Raw genomic sequence first — 17,708 nt, 5'->3', positions numbered from 1 at the left:
TGGGGGGTGGGGAGGCGGGCGGCCGCGCGACGTCCGCCTCCACACCCGGTTCCGGGCGGCGGGCCGGGTGGTTCATGGCCCCGCCGGTCCTCAGTGACCCAGCCCGGCGCCCCCGTCTACCGGGATCACGGCGCCGCGTACGTATCCGGCGCCGGCGAGGAAGGCCACCGCGTCGGCGACCTCCTCGGGGGTGCCCTGGCGCCCGGCTGGGGTGGTGCGCAGCAGTTCGCGCCGCTGTTCCGGCGTGAGGGCGCGGCTCATGTCGGTCTCGGTGAGGCCGGGGGCGACGACGTTGCAGGTGATGTCGCGGGGGCCCAGCTCCTGGGTGAGGGAGCGGGCGAAGCCGACGAGGCCGGCTTTCGCCGCCGCGTAGTTGGTCTGGCCGGGGGCGCCCCGCAGAGCGGCCGTGGACGAGATCAGGACGATACGGCCGTGGCCCGCGCGGAGCATGCCCCGCACCGCCCGCTGGGCTACCCGGAAGGCGCCGGTGAGGTTGGTGTCGATGACCGAGGCGAAGTCCGCCTCGGTCATCCGCACCAGCAGGCGGTCCTGGGCGGCGCCGGCGTTGGCGACCAGGACGGTGACCGGGCCGTGTGCCGCCTCGGCCTCCTTGAAGGCCTGGTCGACCTGGCCGCTGTCCGTCACGTCGCAGCGGACGGTGAGGAAGCCGTGGGTGGTGGGGGGTTCGGTGCCTCGGTGGGTGACCGTGACCCGGTCGCCGGCCGTCGCGAAGTGTCGGGCGACGGCTAGGCCTATGCCTCTGTTGCCGCCGGTGACGAGGACCGAGCGGGGGGTGGGCTGTGTCATGGGGTGCTCCCTCTTTGTGCGGGGGCGGTTCGGGGGTTCGTTGTCGGGTGCGGGTTCGGTGGGGCTTCTCGCGCAGTTCCCCGCGCCCCTAGAAGATTCAGGCCCTAGCGGGCCTGAAGGACCACGGTCGCGCGCGTGGCCTGGCAGGCCAGCTTCTGGGGGTCTGGAAGGCCAGCCCTTGCGGGTCTGACGAGTGTGGGGCGTGGCACTGGCTTTCAGGTGTTCTTGTGTTCGGGGGTGGTGTGGGTGCGTAGGCCCGTGGCGGCTACCGCGCAGCCGATTAGGGCGAGGGCTGCGATGGCGAGGGTGGTCGTGTGCATGGCGGTGAGGAAGGCGTGGTCGGCCGTGGTCGTGAGGTCGGGCAGGTTCAGGGAGTCGGCCAGGGAGCGGGCGGCCTCGGGGGAGGTGCGGGCCTGTTGCTCGGCTGCCGGGGACAGAACCTGTCCGGTGCCGGGCAGTTCGGCGTCGGCCATGCGGTCCCGGTAGACACCGGAGAGGATCGAGCCGGCCATCGCGACACCGAGGGTGCCGCCGACCTGCCGGGTGACGCTGTTGACGGCGGAACCGGCGCCCGCGAGCTGCGGGGGCACCCCGCGCATCATCACGGCGGTCACCGGGGTGCCGACCAGGCCCATGCCGAAGCCCTGGATCCACAGCAGTACGGCGACGAACCAGAGAGGGGTCCGTCCGTCGAGCCAGGCGTAGGCGACATAGGTGACGGCGGTGGCCAGGACGCCGGACGCGACCGTCCAGCGGTCCGACAGCCGACGGCTCAGCGCCGGGGAGGCCTGACTGCCCAGGACGATGCCCACCGCCGCGGCGATCATCACGGTTCCGGCGTCGGCGGGGGAGAGACCGCGCGGGCCCTGGAGGTAGAAGGCCGCGTAGAACAGGTGACCGGCCAGCGCCATGAAGGCGATCAGCAGGACCACGCTGCCCGCCGTGAAGCCGGGCTGCCGGAAGAGCCGCAGGTCCAGGCTGGGCGTCGCGGACCTGCGCTGACCGGCGACGAAGACGGCCAGTACGACACCGCCCAGCACCAGGGGCAGGAGCACGTGCGGGCCGTACCAGGCGCTGCCGCCGCCGAGTTCGATGATGCCGTAGACCACGCCGCCCAGGCCGAGCACCGACAGGGCGAGGCCCGGCAGGTCTAGGACCCGGCGGCGGGAACCACCCAGGTCGGGGACGACGGCCATGACCGCCAGCAGACACAGGGCGACGATCGGCACATTGACGAGGAACACCGAACCCCACCAGAAGTGGCTGAGCAGCGCCCCGCCCGCGACGGGGCCGACGGCCACGCCGAGACCGCTCGACGAACTCCAGATCGCGATCGCCCGGGTGCGCTTCTCCTCCGGGGTGCTCTGCATGATCACCGTCAGCGTCGCGGGCATCAGCAGACCGCTGCCCGCGCCCATGAAGGCCCGCGCCACGATCAGCCACGCCGGACTGTCCACGAACGCGCCCGCGCCGGAGGCCACACCGATCAGCGCGAGCCCGGCGAGCAGCGTGTTCCGGGGGCCGAAGCGGTCGGCGAGCGCACCGCCCGCGAAGAGGGTGCCGGCGACGACCAGGGTGTAGGCGCTCGCCACCCACTCCAGTTCGCCGGGGGTCGCGCCCAGCCCGTCCACCGGGTCGGCGAGGGTGGTGACGGCGACATTGAGGATCGAGGTGTCCAGCCAGATCAGCATCTGCGCGCAGACCACGACCAGGAGGACCGGCCAGGAGCGGGTGGACGGTGCGACCTCCGGGGTCCCGGTCGTCCGGCTCACGGTGCTCACAGGGTTCCTCCGCCGGTCGTCTCGTGGTCGCGCACGTCCTCGTATCTGTGCAGCGCGCGGTCGATCAGGGCGTCGGCCGCGCCCGTGTAGTGGGCCGGGTCGAGCAGCTCCGACAGTTCGGCGGGGCTGAACCGGGCAGACAGGTCCGGGTCGGCGACCAGTACCTCGCGGAGGGGCCGCCCGGTGTCGGCGGCCTCGGCCGACGCGGCGGTCAGCAGCTTCTTCGCGCGGACCTTGCCGAGCACCGGGGCCAGGGCCACGGCCAGCCGTTCGGTGACGATGGCACCGCCGGTCAGATCGAGGTTGGTCCGCATACGCTCCGGGTGGACGATCAGCCCTTCCGCGAGCTCCACGGCGGTGTGCGCGGCGCCGCCCGCCAGCCGCAGCGCCTCCCGCAGCGGCTGCCACTCGGCGTGCCACGCCCCGGCGGGCCGTTCGTCCTCGGCGAGCAGACACTGCGCCAGCACGAGCGCGTGCGCGGGGACCTGCCGGGCGGCCGACAGGATCAGCGTGGCCAGCGCGGGGTTCCGCTTCTGCGGCATGGCCGAGGACGCACCGCGCCCGGCCCCCGCCGGCTCGGACACCTCACCGATCTCCGTCCCGGACAGCGTCCGCACATCCAGCGCGAACTTCCCGAGCGCCCCGGTGACGAGCTGGAGCACGGCCCCGAGCTCGGCGACGGGCGTACGGACGGTGTGCCAGGGGAGGGTGGGCTCGGCGAGGCCCAGGGCCGAGGAGAAGGGGCCGAGCAGCTCCAGACCGCCCGGGTCGGCGGTGCCGGTGCCGCTTCCGGCCCGCTGCGGCGCCCCCTCAGGGGCGCGGGGAACCGCGCGAGAAGCCCCACCGGACCTGCGGCTGCCCACCTCCTGATGCCCGCCACGATCCACCACCGCATACTCCCGGTACGCGGCCAACGTCCCCGCCGCTCCCCCCAGTTGCGCCGGCAGTCCCGCCCCCACCGCCCGCACTCGCACCATCGCGTCGACGACCAGCTCCAGCCACCCCGCCGCCTTCAGCCCGAAGGTCGTCGGCACGGCGTGCTGGGCCAGGGTGCGGCCGGCGAGGAGGGTACGACGGTGGGTGTCGGCCAGGGAGGCGAGCGCGGCGGCCACCAGGGAGAGATCCGCCGCGATCAGACCGAGCACCCGACGGCCGATCACCATCGCCGCCGAGTCGAGGATGTCCTGGCTGGTGGACCCCCGGTGCACATACTCCGCGGCGGCCGGATCCCCCGAGGCGACGACCTCCGTGAAGGCGGTCACCAGCGCGACCACCGGATTCGCGGCGGCCCGGGCCGCGTGCGCCAGGGCGACCAGGTCGAGCCGTTCCACCCGGGCCGCCGAGGCGATCGCCTCCACCGCCGAGGCCGGTGTCAGCCCGACCGCGTGCTGGGCGCGGGCCAGCGCCACCTCGACGTCCAGCATGGCCTGCAGCCACGCCTCGTCGGTGACCTCGGCCGCGACGGGCGTACCGGCCCAGGTGGGGGCGAGCAGGCCCGCATCGGTACCCACGGACATCGCGTTCACGTTTCCCGACTCCCTGTGCCTGATCTCCGATGTACCGCCGACTCCGGCTCCGGCTCCGGCCCCATCCCCTGCGCCAGTCCCGGCCGTAGCCCCACTCCTGGCCCCAGCCCCAGCGCCGCCCGCGCGATCGCGTCCGAGTCCTCCAGCGTCACCGAGCCGACGCCCGGTCGGATGCCGACCGCCGTCACCCAGCGCACGCCCTCCACCGGCACCCCGAAGGCGAACCGGCGCGGGTGCGGCCGGCCCGTCGCGTCCACCAGCCGGGGCGCGCCGTCGGTCACCGCCAGCCCGCCGGGCTCGTGGCCCGCGTCGCCCCCCAGCCGGTACGGCGCGCACGCCCCGGCCCCGAACAGCGCCCGCAACAGCGGGTTGGCGCTGCGCCGCAGATCGACGGCGGGCAGCCGTGCCTCGATCAGGGCCTCGACCCGGACCGGCGGTTCGTCCACCAGCTCCGCGTCCACGAGGAAACCGCCCCCGCCGATGCCCGTTTCGCCGATGCCCCCCGCGCCGAGGCCCCCTCCGGTGTCACCGCCCGGCGCCCAGGCCCGTACCCGCATCCCCGGGCCGAGGACATGCAGGACGTCCGCCTCGATCAGCGCGATCAGCTGCTCGATCCGGAAGGCGGGCGGGCCGATCGAGGTGAAGGCGTTCAACGGGGTGTACCAGCCGTCGAGTTCGGCGCGGTACGACTCACCGGAGACTCCGCCGTGGTCGACGACGAGCCGGATCTCGTTGCGCAGATCCCGCAGGGCGTCCAGGGCGGCCTTCAGCGGTCCGTTCACATTGCCGAGGCGGGCCTCGGCGACATCCCGGCGCAGGTACGCCAGCAGCCAGTGCCGGAAGTCGGCGCGGTCGGTGAACATCCGCTCCCCGTAAGGGAGTTCGATCCGCGTCCAGTCCCAGCGCCCGGCGGGCGGGACGGCGTGGCGGTCGAGCAGGGCCGTCTCCGCCCCGTCCCCGCCCGCCAGGTACGACCGTACGAACTCCTCGGCCGCCTCCGGTCCTCGGGCGGCGCGGATCCACGCCTCGTGGTGGACGGTCCGTATCTCGCGGTCGATCAGCGGCCAGAGGTCGTGGCGGAAGTCGAGGGGATGCCCCTCGGCCACGCGGCGCCGCAGTCCCGCGATGACGTCCGGAGTCAGGAAGCGCGGCTCGTGGCGGCCGAGCGCGCCCTTCTCGTTCTCGCCCCGGGCGTGGTACGGGACGCCGCGCCGCGAACCGGCGTACAGCACGGGCTCGTTGCCGCTCGGGAGGTAGACGAGACCGGACTCGCCCTCCTTGAACGTGCCGCCGCGTCCCTCGGTGAGGAGGGCCAGGCAGTCGAAGAAGTTCAGGCCCAGTCCGCGCAGCGCGACCGGGGTGCCCGGCGCGATGCCGCTCAGGGCGGTGTCGGCCGGGTTGGCGGGGGCCACGTAGGTGAGGCCGTGGCGGTCGGCGAAGGAGCGCAGCGCGCGTTCCTCCGGGGACGGGGTCAGCTCGCCGTGGCCGAGGGCCAGCACCACCGCGTCCAGCCCGGTCAGCCGGTCGCCGTTCGCCAGGGTCACCGTCTGCGGCCCGCCCGGAACGTCGTCGTCCAGCGCGACCGCCGTCGTCCGGTGGGTGCGGACCGTCAGATGGGCGGGGGCCGTGCGTAACAGGTGCCGGAAGACCCACTCCAGGTAGTGGCCGTGGAACGCGCGGGTCGGATAGGTGTCGGGGCCGAGCCGCCGGGCCTCGTCCACGGCCCGCGCGGGCAGGTCCTGGTCGATGGCCCGGTCGCGGACCGCGCACGCCCACTCGTACAGGCTGGGGCCCGGCACCGACGGTCCCGCGCAGTCGACGCTGTCGTCGGTGAACAGGGTCACCTGGGAGGCGACCGTGTTCATCAGCAGCTCGCCCGGCTGGTCCGTACGCCAGACCGCGCCCGCGCCCGGCGGACACGGATCGACGAGGTGGACCTCGACCGGCCGTACGGTCCCGCCGGCGTTGGCGTGGAGCCGCTCCAGCACGGAGAGGCCGCGCGGACCGGCGCCGATCACGCAGACGGCGAGGGTGCCATCGGCACGACCGACGTCGAGGACGTCATCGGCACGACAGACGGACAGGGCGTCATCGGCACCGGTCATTCCTGGCCCAGCCCGTCGCGCCAGCTCGGTCGGACCGGCTTCCAGCCCAGTGCCGTACGGGCCCGGTCGTTGGCCGCGCCGTGCGCGGACATCAGCTGGTGGGCCATGAACCAGCCGAGGAGCCGGGGCGCGAGGGCCGCCGGGACCGAGCGCGGGGAGGGGGCGGCGAGCATCCGGGCCAGGTGCGGCAGCCACTGCGCGGCGGGCGCCGGGTCGTCGTCCGTCACATGGAACACCCCGGTGGCCTCGGACTCGACGCCCGCCACGGCCGCCCCCACGGCGTCCTCGACGTGCAGGAACGACATGATCCCGGCCCCGCCGCCGGGCAGCGGGAGCCGTCCGGCCAGCACGGATCGGGCGGTTGTGCCGGTGCGGGCGTACGCGGTACGGGGGCCGTACAGCGTGCCGTAGCGCAGCACCACCCCCTCCAGGCCGCTGCCCGTCACCTGCCGTTCCAGCTCGGCGACGGCCCTCACGGTCGAGGCCCAGCCGAGGTCGGGCGCGTCCAGGTACAGGGGCGCGTCCTCGTCGAGGACCGGGTCGCCGGCCGGAGCGGCGGCGAAGGCGATGGACTGGGCGACCAGGCGGCGGGCACCGGCCGCGCGGGCGGCCTCGATCAGATGGGCGGTGCCCTCGGTGCGCAGCCGCGCGGTGAGGGCGAAGGCCGCCGGCGGGTCGTCGCGCAGCAGCCGCAGGGCCGACATCTGGTGGACGACCACCTCGGGCCGGGCCGACGACACCGCCGCGAGCACGGCGTCACGGTCGAGGGCGTCGGCGACCACGACCTCGTCCGCCTCCGGGGCCCGGCCCTCGGACCCCCGCCGTACCAGCGCGCTCACCCGGTGGCCCCGCGCCCGCAGCGCGCCCACCAGCGGATACCCGACCACTCCGGTGGCCCCGGCGACAAGTACGCGCATGCCTCAGCCCTCCCCGTCGGCGGTGAGCGGGGTCGCGACACGCATCAGCAGCCGGCACGCCTTGTCGCCCTCCCGCAGACAGCTCTCGGCGCGGTTCTCCGTGAGGGCCACGCCCAGCCCCTCGGACCAGCCGGCGTGGACGGCGGTGCACGGGCAGCGGTAGCCCTCCAGCGAACCGGCCATCCGGACCATGGTGATCGCGAAGCTCCGCTTCAGGGTGAGGACGATCAGGCCGTCGTCCTCGACCTCGGTGGAGGCGTTGCGCAGCTCCGGCGGGAACATCCGGTCGCCGCAGTCGTCGTAGCGGCGGCGCAGCTCCTCCAGGTCCTTGCGGCCGTCGCCGGTGTCCGGGAGCGGCCCGTACAGCCGGGCGACCCGCTGCCCGACGTGCAGGGCGACCTTCCCCATCGCCTCCGCGTTGATCTCGTTCGCGGCCTCCTGCCCGAACCGGGCGGCCACCCCCTGGTACCAGTGGGCGTCGTGCTGCCACCACAGCCGGTACGCCTCACTCGCGCGGGCGCGGTGATTGACGCCGTCGGCGTCGGTGCTCGTGGTCATGCGTGCTGCTCCTCGGCGGCGACCGCGGCGGCCATGTCGGCGGCGAACCGGTCGCGCATCACTCGTTTGAGAACCTTGCCGGTGGCGCCCTTGGCCACGTCGTCGGGCTTCATCCGCAGGGCGCGGGCCACCGGCGGGAACCCGGCCGCCGTCAGTACCGCGTTGACGCGCCCGGTCCACGCCCCGTCGTCGCTCCCGCCCGGCTCGTCGACGAGCTGGAGCAGCGCGTACGCCTCGGCCTCGCCGTCGCCGTCCCAGTCCGCGCGTACGCCGTCGGGGGCGACGCCGACGACCGTGCAGTCGGCCAGCTCGGGCAGCTCGGCCAGGAGCAGTTCCTCGGTGCGGGTGCTGAAGACGATCCCGGCGGAGGTGCGGACGGCGTCCGGCACCCGGTCGAGGTGGTAGAAGTTGCCCTCCTCGTCCTGCTGGGCGAGGTCGCCGGTGAGCCAGTAGCCGCCGAGCCGCATCCGGTTCCAGGTCAGCGAGTCGTTCCAGTAACCGGGCGTCAGGGTGGGCGACTTGAGGCCCAGGCGGCCGATCCGTCCGGGCGGCAGCGGGGTGCCGTCCTCGGCCAGCACCGCGGCCTCGGCGAAGCTGATCGGCTTGCCGACGCGGCGGGAGTAGGCCGAGGTGTCCTTGGTGTGCCGGTTGTGGAAGACGGAGTAGCCGGCCTCCGAAGAGCCGAGCCCGTCCACGAAGACCGAGCCGTCGACGCGGACCCGGCTCAGGTCGCGCCGGATCTCCAGGTGGCTCCCGTGCTGGACGAGCGCCCGGATGTGCGCCTCGTGCGCCGCGTCCCCGGTGTTGAACCACACCTGCACGCTGGACAGATCACGCGCCGTCAGATCCTCCGCCGCCATCTCGCCGAAGGTCCCGGCGAAGGCCAGCACGGTCGTCGGCCGGAACTCCTCGACGGCGTCCAGCACATCCGGGCCGCGCTGGCTGGAGAGCAGCTTGATGTCCGTGCGCAGCAGCAGGCAGTACAGCAGCGTCGCCACCATCGCGTTGTGCGCGCCGGGCAGTCCCACCAGCGTGCGCTCCATGTCGGCGCCGGTGGAGAAACGCAGCCGGTGCAGCTGGGCGTACATCAGCGTCCGGTGCGTGTGCGGCACCCCCTTGGGCAGGCCGGTGGTGCCCGACGAGTGCGAGATGAGCACGGGGTCGGTCGGGTCGTGCCGGTAGGGGTACGACGCCGGCAGCGACGCGCGGTGCTCCGGCCGGATCTCGTCGGCGGTCACACAGAAACCGAGCCCGATCCCCGGGTCCCCGGCCAGCACCGCGCGGTGCGCCTCGTCGGTGAAGGCACCCACCGCGCCCTGCCGGCGCACGTACTCCCGCGCGATCTCCGGGGACAGATTGCCGTTGACGAACGACGGGATCGCGCCGAGCGACGTCAGCGCCAGGAAGTTCACCGCGAACTCGGCCGCCGAGAAGGAGTGGACGGCCACCGGGTCGCGGGGCCGCACACCCCGGGCCGCGTACCAGCCCGCGTACGTCTCGACCACCTCGTACAACTGCCCGAGCGTCAGTACCTCGGGGCAGCTGCCGTCGGGGGCCGACCAGGTGCCGTCGGTCCGCAACACCGGCTCGTCGAGCGGGCGTTCGTACGCGCGCAGTCGGCGCAGGACGTTGCCGGCGCCGAGTTCGGGGTCGGAGCAGATCCGCGCCCGTTCCTGCCTACTGATGAGCATGGGTCTCCGTCTCGTCTCTTCGCGATGGTTCCGGGAGCCGCTCGGCGCCGAGGAGGAAGGCGGGCGCCCGGGGGTCGGTGACCAGGAGGTGGGTGCCGCCGTCCCGCAGCAGCCGCCGATGGGCGGCGGCCAGGTCGATCAGGCCCTGGACACTGCCGGGGTGCGGGGCGGCCACCGGCCGCTCGCCGTCGTCCGTCCGCGCCGACCGGACGGTCACGAGCGCGTCGGCGCCCGGGCGGCCCAGCAGCGCGGCCACCGCCAGAGCGGCCGATCCGGGGAGGTCCGGCTCCGGGCGGCCGGTGCCGGCGGAGAGCTCCCGGTGCACGGCGGCCAGCCGCTCCCCGCCGCCCAGTTCCACGCCCAGCACCAGGACCTGGTCCAGCTCCGGGTCCTCCAGGAGCAGATCCGCCATGGCGAGCAGTTCGGTCACCGGGTCGTCGAGGGTGGAAAGGCTGAACATCTGCCCGGTGATCCCGAACTCCCGGCTGATGTGCCCCAGCACGGAGTTGGCGGTGGCCTGCATGAACAGCAGCGGGTTGTGGACCCGCCCGGACACCACCCGCCGGCTCGCCAGATCGGCCGTGGTGGTGTCGCCCATCAGACTCGCCAGCGCGACGGCCGTACGGGAACCGAGCCCGGGCCGCTCGGTCAGACACCGTGCGGCGACCTCGTACGCCAGCGGGCTGAACGCCGACTCCACGAACCCCGGCAGCCGCGGCAGCGGGATGTCGGTGTCCCGCCCGGTGCCGTGGCTCGCGGTGGCGGTGGTGAGGACACCGAGCGGCGAACGCAGGAGTGCCTTCCCGGCCGGCGCGGGGATGCCCGCACCCTCCGTCGTCCTGGTGTTCTCCGTCGTGGTCACGGCCGCTCCAGGACGAGTGCGGTGTTGGCGCCCCCGAAGGCGGCGTTGATGGTCAGGGCCCGGCGGAGGTCGGCCTGCCGGGACAGGTTCGGCACATAGTCGAGGTCGCACTCAGGGTCCGCCCGCGTGAAGTTGGCGGTCGGCGGCAGTACGCCGTCCATGAGGGCCAGCATCGTGATCACGAACTCCACGACTCCGGCCGCCTCCAGAAGATGGCCGGTGGTGCTCTTCGTGGAGCTGACCGGGATCGACTCGGCCCGCTCCGGGAGGGCGGCGCGCAGGCCCCGGGTCTCGGCGCCGTCGTTGTACTTGGTGCCGGTGCCATGGGCGTTGACATAGCCGAGGGCCGCCCCCTCGGGGTCCCCGGCCAGCCGCAGCGCCTGGCGTGCCGCGCGGGCCAGACCGACGCCCTCCGGGTGCGGCTGGGCGATGTGGTGGGCGTCGGTGGCCGCGCCCCAGCCCGCCACGCCCACCAGCGGCCGGGCCCCACGCCGTCGCGCGTGCTCGGCGGACTCCAGCACCACGGCCGCGACCCCGTCGCCGAGCAGCAGCCCGGTACGGTCGGCGCTGAACGGCCGCACCATGCCGTCGCGGGACAGCGCCCGCCCCGAGTCGAACTTCCCGAACGTCTCCTCCTCCACGAGATAGCCGCCGGCACACACCGCCACGTCGATCCGGCCGGACGAGATCAGCCGGCAGGCATGGATGATCGCGGCGGCGGAGGCCACACAGGCGTTCGTGAAGGTCAGCCGGGGGCCGGTCAGGCCGAGACCCCCGGCGAGCGACTCGGCGAGACGCGCGGGGACGGCGTCGGCGAGAGAGGCCCCCGACCCCTCGGCGCCGCGACCGGGCGCCGCCGCGCCGGCCCTCGCGGTGTCTCTTCCGGGGCCGGGCTCCGCCGCGTCGGCCCGCGAAGGGTTCCTTCCCGTGCCGGGCTCCGCCGCATCGCCCCTCGCCGTGGCCTTTCCGGGGCCGGGCTCCGCCGCGTCGACCCGCGCGGGGTCCCCTCCGCTGCCGGACTCCGCCGCCTCCCGCCAGTACCGGGTGATGCTCGTGCAGTCGCCCGCGATGCCCAGCAGGACCGCCGCCCCGGTGCCCCGTGGCAGGCCCGCCATGGCGAGGGCTTCGTCGCCGCACCGGTCGAGGGCGGGACGCAGGGCCCAGCCCTCGACCGCGTCGGGGCCGTCCGGGGCGGCGCCTGCCATCGGCGTACGGTACGGGCCGGTGTCGAAGCGGGAGGTGGGGACGAAGGAGGGGATGCCGGCGAAGACACCGCGCCTCAGGGCGTCCGCGCCCGTACCGAAGGCGGTGCGTACGCCGAACCCGGTCACCGTCACATCAGCGCTCAACGCGGCCACCCCCGTCCGCCGCACCCGTCCCGGCCGCGCCCAGGAACTCGGTGAGCCGCCGGAGCGAGGTCAGGCCCGCGATGTCCTCGTCGCCGGGCTCCACCACCAGCCCGTACCGCTCCTCCACCACATGCAGCAGCCACACCAACCCCAGCGAGTCCAGGACCAGTTCGGCGTCGTCACCGAGGTCCTCCGGGACGCCGGGGAAGATCTTGCGGTCGGACAGCAGTTCCCGGACGGTGTCGACGGTGATCGCGGACGGCGCCGGGGCCTCCGTCGAGGGCGGCGCGGAGGCTTCCGCGCTCATGCCTTCGCCCCGCGCCCGACGACCTCGGCGACGAGCCCGCCGAGGGTCAGGGAGGCCAGCGGCTCGATGTCGGTGTCCGGGATCTCCACGCCGAACCGCGACTCCAGCCGCAGCGTCAGCTCGATCAGACTCAGGGAGTCCAGCTCCAGGCCGCCGACGGTCACCGGGCTCTCGTCCGTGATGCCGTCACGGCTCAGCAGGATGTTCATCTCGTCGATGACCGTGGTCAGGACGAACTCGCGGATCTCGTTGTCCAGGGTGGACGTGCTCATGATCGCCATCTCCATGGGGAATGTCGTGCGAGGGTCGTGCGAGGTTCATACGGAAAGCCGGACGAGGGGCCGCCCGGCGAGCGGCTACGCGCCGCCGGCCGCCGCCTGGAGCGTCGCCGCCTGGCGGACCAGCTTCCCGTTGGACGTACGGGGCAGGGCCTCCAGCAGCCGGATCACGCGGGGCAGCTTGTAGTCGGCCAGCCGCTCCCGGCACCAGCGCAGCAGCTCCTCCGCCGACGGGCTCCCGGCCCCGGCGGCGACCGCCACATACGCCTCGGTCACGTCCTCGTGGACCAGGACCGCCTGTTCGACGGCCGGGTGCGCGCGGAGCACCTGCTCGACCTCGGTGAGGTCGACCTTGAGGCCGCCGACGACGACGAGGGAGTCGGCGCGACCGCCCACGGTGACCGTCCCGTCGGCGCCGACCGTGGCCCGGTCGCGGGTGTGGAGCCAGCCGTCCTCGTACTGGGTGCCGCCGGAGTCGAAGAGATACGGCGACTCGGCGAGCGCGACGTCCAGTTCGCCCTTGTGCTCCCGGAGCAGCACGCCCGGCGCGGGCCGGCCGACCGAGGGCCGGAGCGTGCCGCCGACGTCGATGGCGACGATGCCGGTCTCGGTGGTGCCGTAGGCCTCGCCGACCGTGACGCCGTACCGCTCGGCGAACCGCGCCGCGACCTCCGGGGGCATCAGCTCGCCGCCGGAGACGGCGATCCGCAGCTCGGGCAGCTCCGGCGGATCGAGGGCGGCGGCGAGCAGCTCGAAGTGCATCGGCACCCCGAACAGATGGGTGGTCCGGTGCTCGACCGAGGTCCGCAGGATGTCGCGGGCCGAGACCCGGGGCGCGAAGACGACGGAGACCCCGGCCGCCAGCGCGTGCAGCAGCCCGCCGAGCAGACCGAAGCTGTGCGCGGTGGAGCTGAGCAGCAGCAGCCGGTCGCCCTCGACGGGCATCCCGGGCACGGCCGCGAACGACTCGACCTCGGCGGCGATCGACCCGGCGGTCCTGCCGATCACTTTCGGCCGCCCGGTGGAGCCCGAGCTGAACTGGACCAGCCGATGCCCGCCCGTGGCCGGCCGCCCGGCCCTGCGGCACTCGGTGGCGACCTCGTACTCGGGCCGGAAGCCGAACGCCGCCCGGACGTTGGACCCGGCGCGCACCATGAACTGCGGCCGGCAGCCGGCGCAGAGCGCGTCCACCTCGGCGGGTTTCAGCCGGAAGTCGAAGAGCATCACCTGCGCGCCCAGCCGCCACAGCGCGAGCAGCACCTCGACCTGGGTGAAACTGGGCGGCGTCTGGAGCCCGACCGTGCTGCCGGGCCCGATGTCGTACCCGGCGAACACGGCGGCCTGTTTGGCCACCCGCTCCCGTAACTCGCCCCGGGTGACGGTCTCCTGTCGATGGGTCAGATACGGCAGGCCGTCGTCCCGCGCGTCGAACAGCCGCTGGACCAGGACGCCCATCCCGTCCTCGCCGGCCGCGGCCGCCACGAGTTCGCCCATGAGGCCTCAGACCTCCTTGCAGAACTCGCCGATGGGCAGGCCGACATGACGCTTGTCCTGCGCCAGATAGCCGAGCAGCTCATCACCCGCCCGCAACTCGGTGACATTGAGGACCTTGCCGCCGGGACCGAGCACCCGTACGTGCCAGTCGTCCTGCACGGTCAGGCTGACCAGCCGCCCGTCCTCCGCGTGCGTGCGGATCTCCAGCAGCGGCCGGGACTCCAGCTTGGCCCGCCCGACCACCACCCGCCGGGTGCGGCCGTCCGCGCCGACCGCCAGCAGGGCGCTGCCTGAGCCGACCTCGCTGAGGTAGTTGGTGCGGTTGTCGGGGCCCAGCGTGTACGAGTGCAGGGCACCGGCGTTGACCCGGAACGGCCGGGTCGGCATGTACGGCAGCGGGTGGGTCTCGCTGCAGCAGAGCACGAAACCGGACGAGTACGAGCCGACGAGGATGCCCTCGTCCTCCTCGAAGTGCGAGCAGGTGTCCACACAGACCCGGTCGCCGAGCCCGACGTGCCGGATGCTCTCGACCGTCAGTGTGGACAGTTCCAGCTGTGGGGTGGTCGCCTCCAGCAGCCGGGCCAGCGCGAACACGTCGTCCGCGCTCCGGGGCGTGAACAGGATGCCGTCCGAACCGCGTTCGAGCACGTCGAAGACGATGGCCGCCTCCTCCAGGTCCCCGACGACCGTCACCAGCTGCCCCTCGGCCGGCTCGGCCGCCGCGAGCACGATCTCCAGCGGGATCTTCGTCGGATCGGCGAAGTGGATCACCGTGTACGGCAGCGCCATCGCGCCCGCGCACGACAGCTGGAGGGTGCGGTCGTCCCGTACGTCGACGAAGCCGCTGACCGGGGCGCCGGTGCCGGCCCGGTTCTCGGCGGCGAGGGCGTCCAGCTCGTCCTGGGTGGTGAACTTCCGCAGCAGCAGGTCGAATCCGGTGCCGGCGGACGACCTGCCGTCGGCCGCCGCCCTGGATTCGCCCTTGGCGTCCTTGTCCCCCTTGCCGTCGGCCTTCTCGCCCGCCTTCTCGCCCGACTTCTTCGCGGGAGCCACGGCCGTGGTTGTCGTGGCCAGCACCCGGGTCACCGTCGGCGGCAGTGTCCCCAGCAACTCGGCGTCGGCGGAGACCACTCCGGCCATCCGGGCGTGGACGGCCGCGTCCACCACCGCCTGGAGCTGCGGACGGGGGACTTCACGGAGATCGATCCACGCGAACCTCATGCGACACCTGCCACGATCGTCGAGTAATGGGTATCGGTAGTCATGCTCATGTCACTAGTGAGTCCGTCGCGACCGGGTCCGTGCACCACCGTGGCGAGCCGGGACACCAGGGAGGCGGGGGAGGGGGAGGAGAAGATCCGGCGGCCGACGGCGAGGCCCCGGCAGCCGGCCGCCATCACGGCGGTGCCGTACTCGATCAGGTCGGAGCCGTCCGGTGGGCCGCCCGCCGCGAGGACGGGGATGGGGCTGTGGGCCACCACCTCGGCCATCCGGTCGAGCGGCAGGGCGACGGTGGTCTTCACCATGTCGGCGCCCAGATCGGCGGCGACGTTCACGATGTGCGACAGAAGGGCCGGATCGTGCGGGTTCTCGATCCGGGGGCCGCGCGGATAGACCATCGCGATCAGCGGCATGCCCCAGGTGTCGCACGAACGGGCCACCGCGCCCAGGTCGGAGAGCTGCCGCCCCTCGGTGTCCGAGCCGATGTTCACATGGACGCTGACCGCGTCCGCGCCGAGCGCCACCGCCTCCTCGACATCGCCGACCAGCACCTTGGCGTCGACATCGGCGGAACAGGCCGTACTGGCGCTCAGATGCACCACCAGCGCGCAGTTGCCGAGGACGTCCGGGGCGAGGGTGCGGGCCCGTCCCTTGTGGACGATGATCCCGTCGGCCCCGCCGGCGACCAGCTCCCTCAACAGGCCTTCCCACTGACCCGGAGGGGCGACCGGACCGTCCGAGACGCTGTGGTCGAGCGGTATGAGCAAATGCCGGTCGTCGCCGGCCAGAGAAAGTCTTCTCCAACGTAATGGCTTGCCAGTTTTCAGCATGGGTAAAGCGCCTTCCACATGTCCGAAAAACGATGGTCGTAGAACTTTCAAGTTCGGCCGGACGTCAGCATTCCGTGCGTGATCGGGAGTTGGCAAGGCGTGACCGGCGGCAAATTTTTATGCGGCGAAACACATGAATATTGACAGGGACTTGACAGGATCCCCTGGGTTGACTGCACTCAGGAGTGGTGTTCGTCGCATATTCCACCGTCCTGTCCGCACGCATAGCGGGATCACATGGGATCACTCGGGATCACATGCTTTAAATGTCGTTGTCGCGTGTAATCGACGCCAGGTGTTCCGTCGAAACAATTCGTCGAAGTTTTCGGGCGGTCTTTCCGAGGCTTCCTTGTGGCAATCGAATTTCCCGGCCTAGGGTGACAGCCACACTCCGGTTCGTGTTTCATGCGTGGCCGTCCCCACTGGGCCCGGACCATTCTCGTCCGGGCGTACCGGAAGCGAGTCCCCCCATGCCCGAATCCCCGTCCGAGACCGTCACCGAGGCCGTGGGCCCCAGACCGGTCGCGTTACCGTCCTCGCCGTCGTCCCCGTCCTCGTCGCCGTCCTCGCCCTCGTCGCCGGCCGAGTCAGCCAAGGCGTCCAAGGTCGCCGCCGCGAGCCTCATCGGCACGACGATCGAGTACTACGACTTCGCCGTCTACGGCACGGCCTCCGCGCTCGTCCTCGGCCCCGCCTTCTTCCCGTCCGGCAACGCGACCGTCTCCTCCCTCGCCGCGTTCCTCACCTTCGCCGCGGCCTTCCTGTCCCGCCCGCTCGGCGTCGTCCTCTTCGGCACCATCGGCGACCGGCTGGGCCGTCGGCGGGCCCTGGTCGCGTCCCTCCTGCTCATGGGTGTCGCGACGGTCGGCGTCGGCCTGCTCCCGACCTACGAGACCGCCGGACTCCTCGCCCCCGTCCTACTGGTGACCCTCCGGCTGCTGCAGGGCGTCAGCATGGGCGGCGAGTGGGGCGGCGCGGTCCTGCTGGCCGCCGAGCACGCCCCGCCCGGCCGCCGCGCGCTCTACGCCGCCGTCCCGAACGTCGGCCCCTCCCTGGGCTTCCTGCTCTCCAGCGCCGTCATCCTGCCCACCCTCAACATCGTGGGCCGCGACGGCTTCACCGAGTGGGCCTGGCGGGTGCCGTTCCTGCTCAGCGCGGTGCTCGTGATGGTCGGGCTGTGGGTGCGGGCGACGGTGTCGGAGTCGCCGGTGTTCAAGAGCACGTCCTCGGCGGCGACATCGCCGGACTCCTCGGCGTCCCCGGTGCCCTCGGCGTCGCGCTTCCCGCTCGGCACGCTCCTCACGCGGTACCCCGGGCGGCTGTTGCTCGGGACGGGGGCGGCGATCGGTGGGTCGGCCGTGTACTACCTCACGATCGTCTACAGCCTCTCCTACGGGCCGAAGTCGCTCGGCATCCCGCAGAACACCATGCTCACCGCCGCGAGTGTGGGGGCGGCGGCGGGGATCGCGATCACCCTGCCGGTCGCCCGGCTCGCCGACCGGGTCGGACGGCGTCCGCTGATGCTGGCGGGGGCGGCCGGCTGTGTCGTCTGGGCCGTCCCGATGTACGCGTCCCTCAGCACGGGCAACGCGTACGTCATCACCGGGGCGTACACCGTCGGGCTCATGTTGCTCGCGTTGATGTTCTCGCCGGTGGCGGCGTTTCTCGCGGAGCTGTTTCCGGCGAGGTTGCGCTACACCGGTGCGTCGGCGGCGTTCATTCTGGCCAACACGTTGGGGGGCGGGTTCGCTCCGCTGGTCGCCACGTGGTTGAACAGTCAGTGGTCGTCGCCGTTGGTGCTCGGGTTCTACACGGGTGGGTTGTGTCTGGTGAGCCTGCTGTGCCTGGTGGCGCTGCCGGAGACCCGTGAGGACGACTTCGCGGCCTAGGGATTCACAGCGCGGGCCCGGTGGGGGCTGGTCGCGCAGTTCCCCGCGCCCCTGAAAAGCAGGGGCTGCGCCCCGTGCTTTTCACCCCGCAGC

General features: G+C 73.1%; 15 protein-coding genes. 1 reads left to right on the top strand and 14 read right to left on the bottom strand.

Translation table 11 applies throughout. The features are described 5' to 3' along the window. Positions 1-90 precede the first annotated feature (90 nt). The 14 genes from fabG to ABT147_RS30840 all read right to left on the bottom strand — a co-directional run bounded on the left by fabG (position 91) and on the right by ABT147_RS30840 (position 15,726). On the bottom strand, positions 91-807 hold the full coding sequence (gene fabG / locus ABT147_RS30905; protein ID WP_351412211.1) for a 3-oxoacyl-ACP reductase FabG: 717 nt from the start codon (positions 805-807) through the stop codon (positions 91-93). Between the two features lie 215 nt (positions 808-1,022). Further along, positions 1,023-2,588 carry an MFS transporter gene (locus tag ABT147_RS30900; protein WP_351412209.1) on the bottom strand — a complete coding sequence of 522 codons (1,566 nt, stop codon included), beginning with the start codon at positions 2,586-2,588 and terminating at the stop codon, positions 1,023-1,025. Then, a complete protein-coding gene (locus ABT147_RS30895) occupies positions 2,585-4,105 on the bottom strand; it encodes a class-II fumarase/aspartase family protein (protein ID WP_351412319.1) in 1,521 nt (506 codons plus the stop codon). Before ABT147_RS30895 ends, ABT147_RS30900 begins: the two co-directional genes overlap by 4 nt. A gap of 5 nt (positions 4,106-4,110) precedes the next feature. Continuing rightward, complete coding sequence (locus ABT147_RS30890; RefSeq protein ID WP_351412207.1) at positions 4,111-6,219, bottom strand: FAD/NAD(P)-binding protein; 2,109 nt, start codon at positions 6,217-6,219, stop codon at positions 4,111-4,113. After that, positions 6,216-7,136, bottom strand: a complete 921-nt coding sequence (avaA7, locus tag ABT147_RS30885; RefSeq protein ID WP_351412205.1) for a 3-diazoavenalumate denitrifying reductase — start codon at positions 7,134-7,136, stop codon at positions 6,216-6,218. The genes ABT147_RS30890 and avaA7 overlap by 4 nt, the downstream gene beginning before the upstream one ends. 3 nt (positions 7,137-7,139) lie before the next feature. After that, the gene (locus ABT147_RS30880; protein ID WP_351412203.1) at positions 7,140-7,694 is read right to left on the bottom strand and encodes a hypothetical protein; all 555 of its coding nucleotides are present in this window, start codon (positions 7,692-7,694) and stop codon (positions 7,140-7,142) included. Next, complete coding sequence (avaA6, locus tag ABT147_RS30875) at positions 7,691-9,385, bottom strand: 3-aminoavenalumate diazotase (protein WP_351412201.1); 1,695 nt, start codon at positions 9,383-9,385, stop codon at positions 7,691-7,693. Before avaA6 ends, ABT147_RS30880 begins: the two co-directional genes overlap by 4 nt. Further along, entirely contained in the window at positions 9,372-10,247 is an 876-nt protein-coding gene (locus tag ABT147_RS30870; protein WP_351412198.1) for a hypothetical protein, read from the bottom strand. The genes avaA6 and ABT147_RS30870 overlap by 14 nt, the downstream gene beginning before the upstream one ends. Next, the gene (locus ABT147_RS30865; RefSeq protein ID WP_351412196.1) at positions 10,244-11,596 is read right to left on the bottom strand and encodes a beta-ketoacyl-[acyl-carrier-protein] synthase family protein; all 1,353 of its coding nucleotides are present in this window, start codon (positions 11,594-11,596) and stop codon (positions 10,244-10,246) included. The genes ABT147_RS30870 and ABT147_RS30865 overlap by 4 nt, the downstream gene beginning before the upstream one ends. Continuing rightward, complete coding sequence (locus tag ABT147_RS30860) at positions 11,586-11,903, bottom strand: acyl carrier protein (RefSeq protein WP_351412194.1); 318 nt, start codon at positions 11,901-11,903, stop codon at positions 11,586-11,588. The genes ABT147_RS30865 and ABT147_RS30860 overlap by 11 nt, the downstream gene beginning before the upstream one ends. Next, positions 11,900-12,184 carry an acyl carrier protein gene (locus ABT147_RS30855; RefSeq protein ID WP_177261679.1) on the bottom strand — a complete coding sequence of 95 codons (285 nt, stop codon included), beginning with the start codon at positions 12,182-12,184 and terminating at the stop codon, positions 11,900-11,902. The genes ABT147_RS30860 and ABT147_RS30855 overlap by 4 nt, the downstream gene beginning before the upstream one ends. A gap of 75 nt (positions 12,185-12,259) precedes the next feature. After that, entirely contained in the window at positions 12,260-13,675 is a 1,416-nt protein-coding gene (locus ABT147_RS30850) for a class I adenylate-forming enzyme family protein (RefSeq protein WP_351412192.1), read from the bottom strand. A gap of 6 nt (positions 13,676-13,681) precedes the next feature. After that, positions 13,682-14,896: a 3-dehydroquinate synthase II family protein gene (locus ABT147_RS30845; RefSeq protein ID WP_351412190.1), complete on the bottom strand. Its 1,215-nt coding sequence runs from the start codon at positions 14,894-14,896 to the stop codon at positions 13,682-13,684. Then, positions 14,893-15,726 carry a class I fructose-bisphosphate aldolase family protein gene (locus ABT147_RS30840; protein ID WP_351412188.1) on the bottom strand — a complete coding sequence of 278 codons (834 nt, stop codon included), beginning with the start codon at positions 15,724-15,726 and terminating at the stop codon, positions 14,893-14,895. Before ABT147_RS30840 ends, ABT147_RS30845 begins: the two co-directional genes overlap by 4 nt. A gap of 470 nt (positions 15,727-16,196) precedes the next feature. On the opposite strand from ABT147_RS30840, the gene ABT147_RS30835 reads away from it, so the two are divergent. Beyond that, positions 16,197-17,615 carry an MFS transporter gene (locus ABT147_RS30835; RefSeq protein ID WP_351412185.1) on the top strand — a complete coding sequence of 473 codons (1,419 nt, stop codon included), beginning with the start codon at positions 16,197-16,199 and terminating at the stop codon, positions 17,613-17,615. Positions 17,616-17,708 lie beyond the last annotated feature (93 nt).

Origin of the sequence: Streptomyces sp. NPDC001868, assembly GCF_040297125.1 — a bacterium.
In the GTDB taxonomy this organism is placed as follows: Bacteria; Actinomycetota; Actinomycetes; order Streptomycetales; family Streptomycetaceae; genus Streptomyces.
The sequence above is the reverse complement of the archived record's forward strand: the minus strand, read 5'-3'. Positions and strand labels throughout refer to the sequence as shown.

Coding starts and splice junctions, on each gene's coding strand:
- avaA7 (WP_351412205.1), bottom strand. CDS start 7,136: ATGCGCGTACTTGTCGCCGGGGCCACCGGAGTGGTCGGGTATCCGCTG.
- ABT147_RS30845 (WP_351412190.1), bottom strand. CDS start 14,896: ATGAGGTTCGCGTGGATCGATCTCCGTGAAGTCCCCCGTCCGCAGCTC.
- ABT147_RS30895 (WP_351412319.1), bottom strand. CDS start 4,105: ATGTCCGTGGGTACCGATGCGGGCCTGCTCGCCCCCACCTGGGCCGGT.
- avaA6 (WP_351412201.1), bottom strand. CDS start 9,385: ATGCTCATCAGTAGGCAGGAACGGGCGCGGATCTGCTCCGACCCCGAA.
- ABT147_RS30855 (WP_177261679.1), bottom strand. CDS start 12,184: ATGGCGATCATGAGCACGTCCACCCTGGACAACGAGATCCGCGAGTTC.
- fabG (WP_351412211.1), bottom strand. CDS start 807: ATGACACAGCCCACCCCCCGCTCGGTCCTCGTCACCGGCGGCAACAGA.
- ABT147_RS30835 (WP_351412185.1), top strand. CDS start 16,197: ATGCCCGAATCCCCGTCCGAGACCGTCACCGAGGCCGTGGGCCCCAGA.
- ABT147_RS30850 (WP_351412192.1), bottom strand. CDS start 13,675: ATGGGCGAACTCGTGGCGGCCGCGGCCGGCGAGGACGGGATGGGCGTC.
- ABT147_RS30890 (WP_351412207.1), bottom strand. CDS start 6,219: ATGACCGGTGCCGATGACGCCCTGTCCGTCTGTCGTGCCGATGACGTC.
- ABT147_RS30860 (WP_351412194.1), bottom strand. CDS start 11,903: ATGAGCGCGGAAGCCTCCGCGCCGCCCTCGACGGAGGCCCCGGCGCCG.
- ABT147_RS30840 (WP_351412188.1), bottom strand. CDS start 15,726: ATGCTGAAAACTGGCAAGCCATTACGTTGGAGAAGACTTTCTCTGGCC.
- ABT147_RS30880 (WP_351412203.1), bottom strand. CDS start 7,694: ATGACCACGAGCACCGACGCCGACGGCGTCAATCACCGCGCCCGCGCG.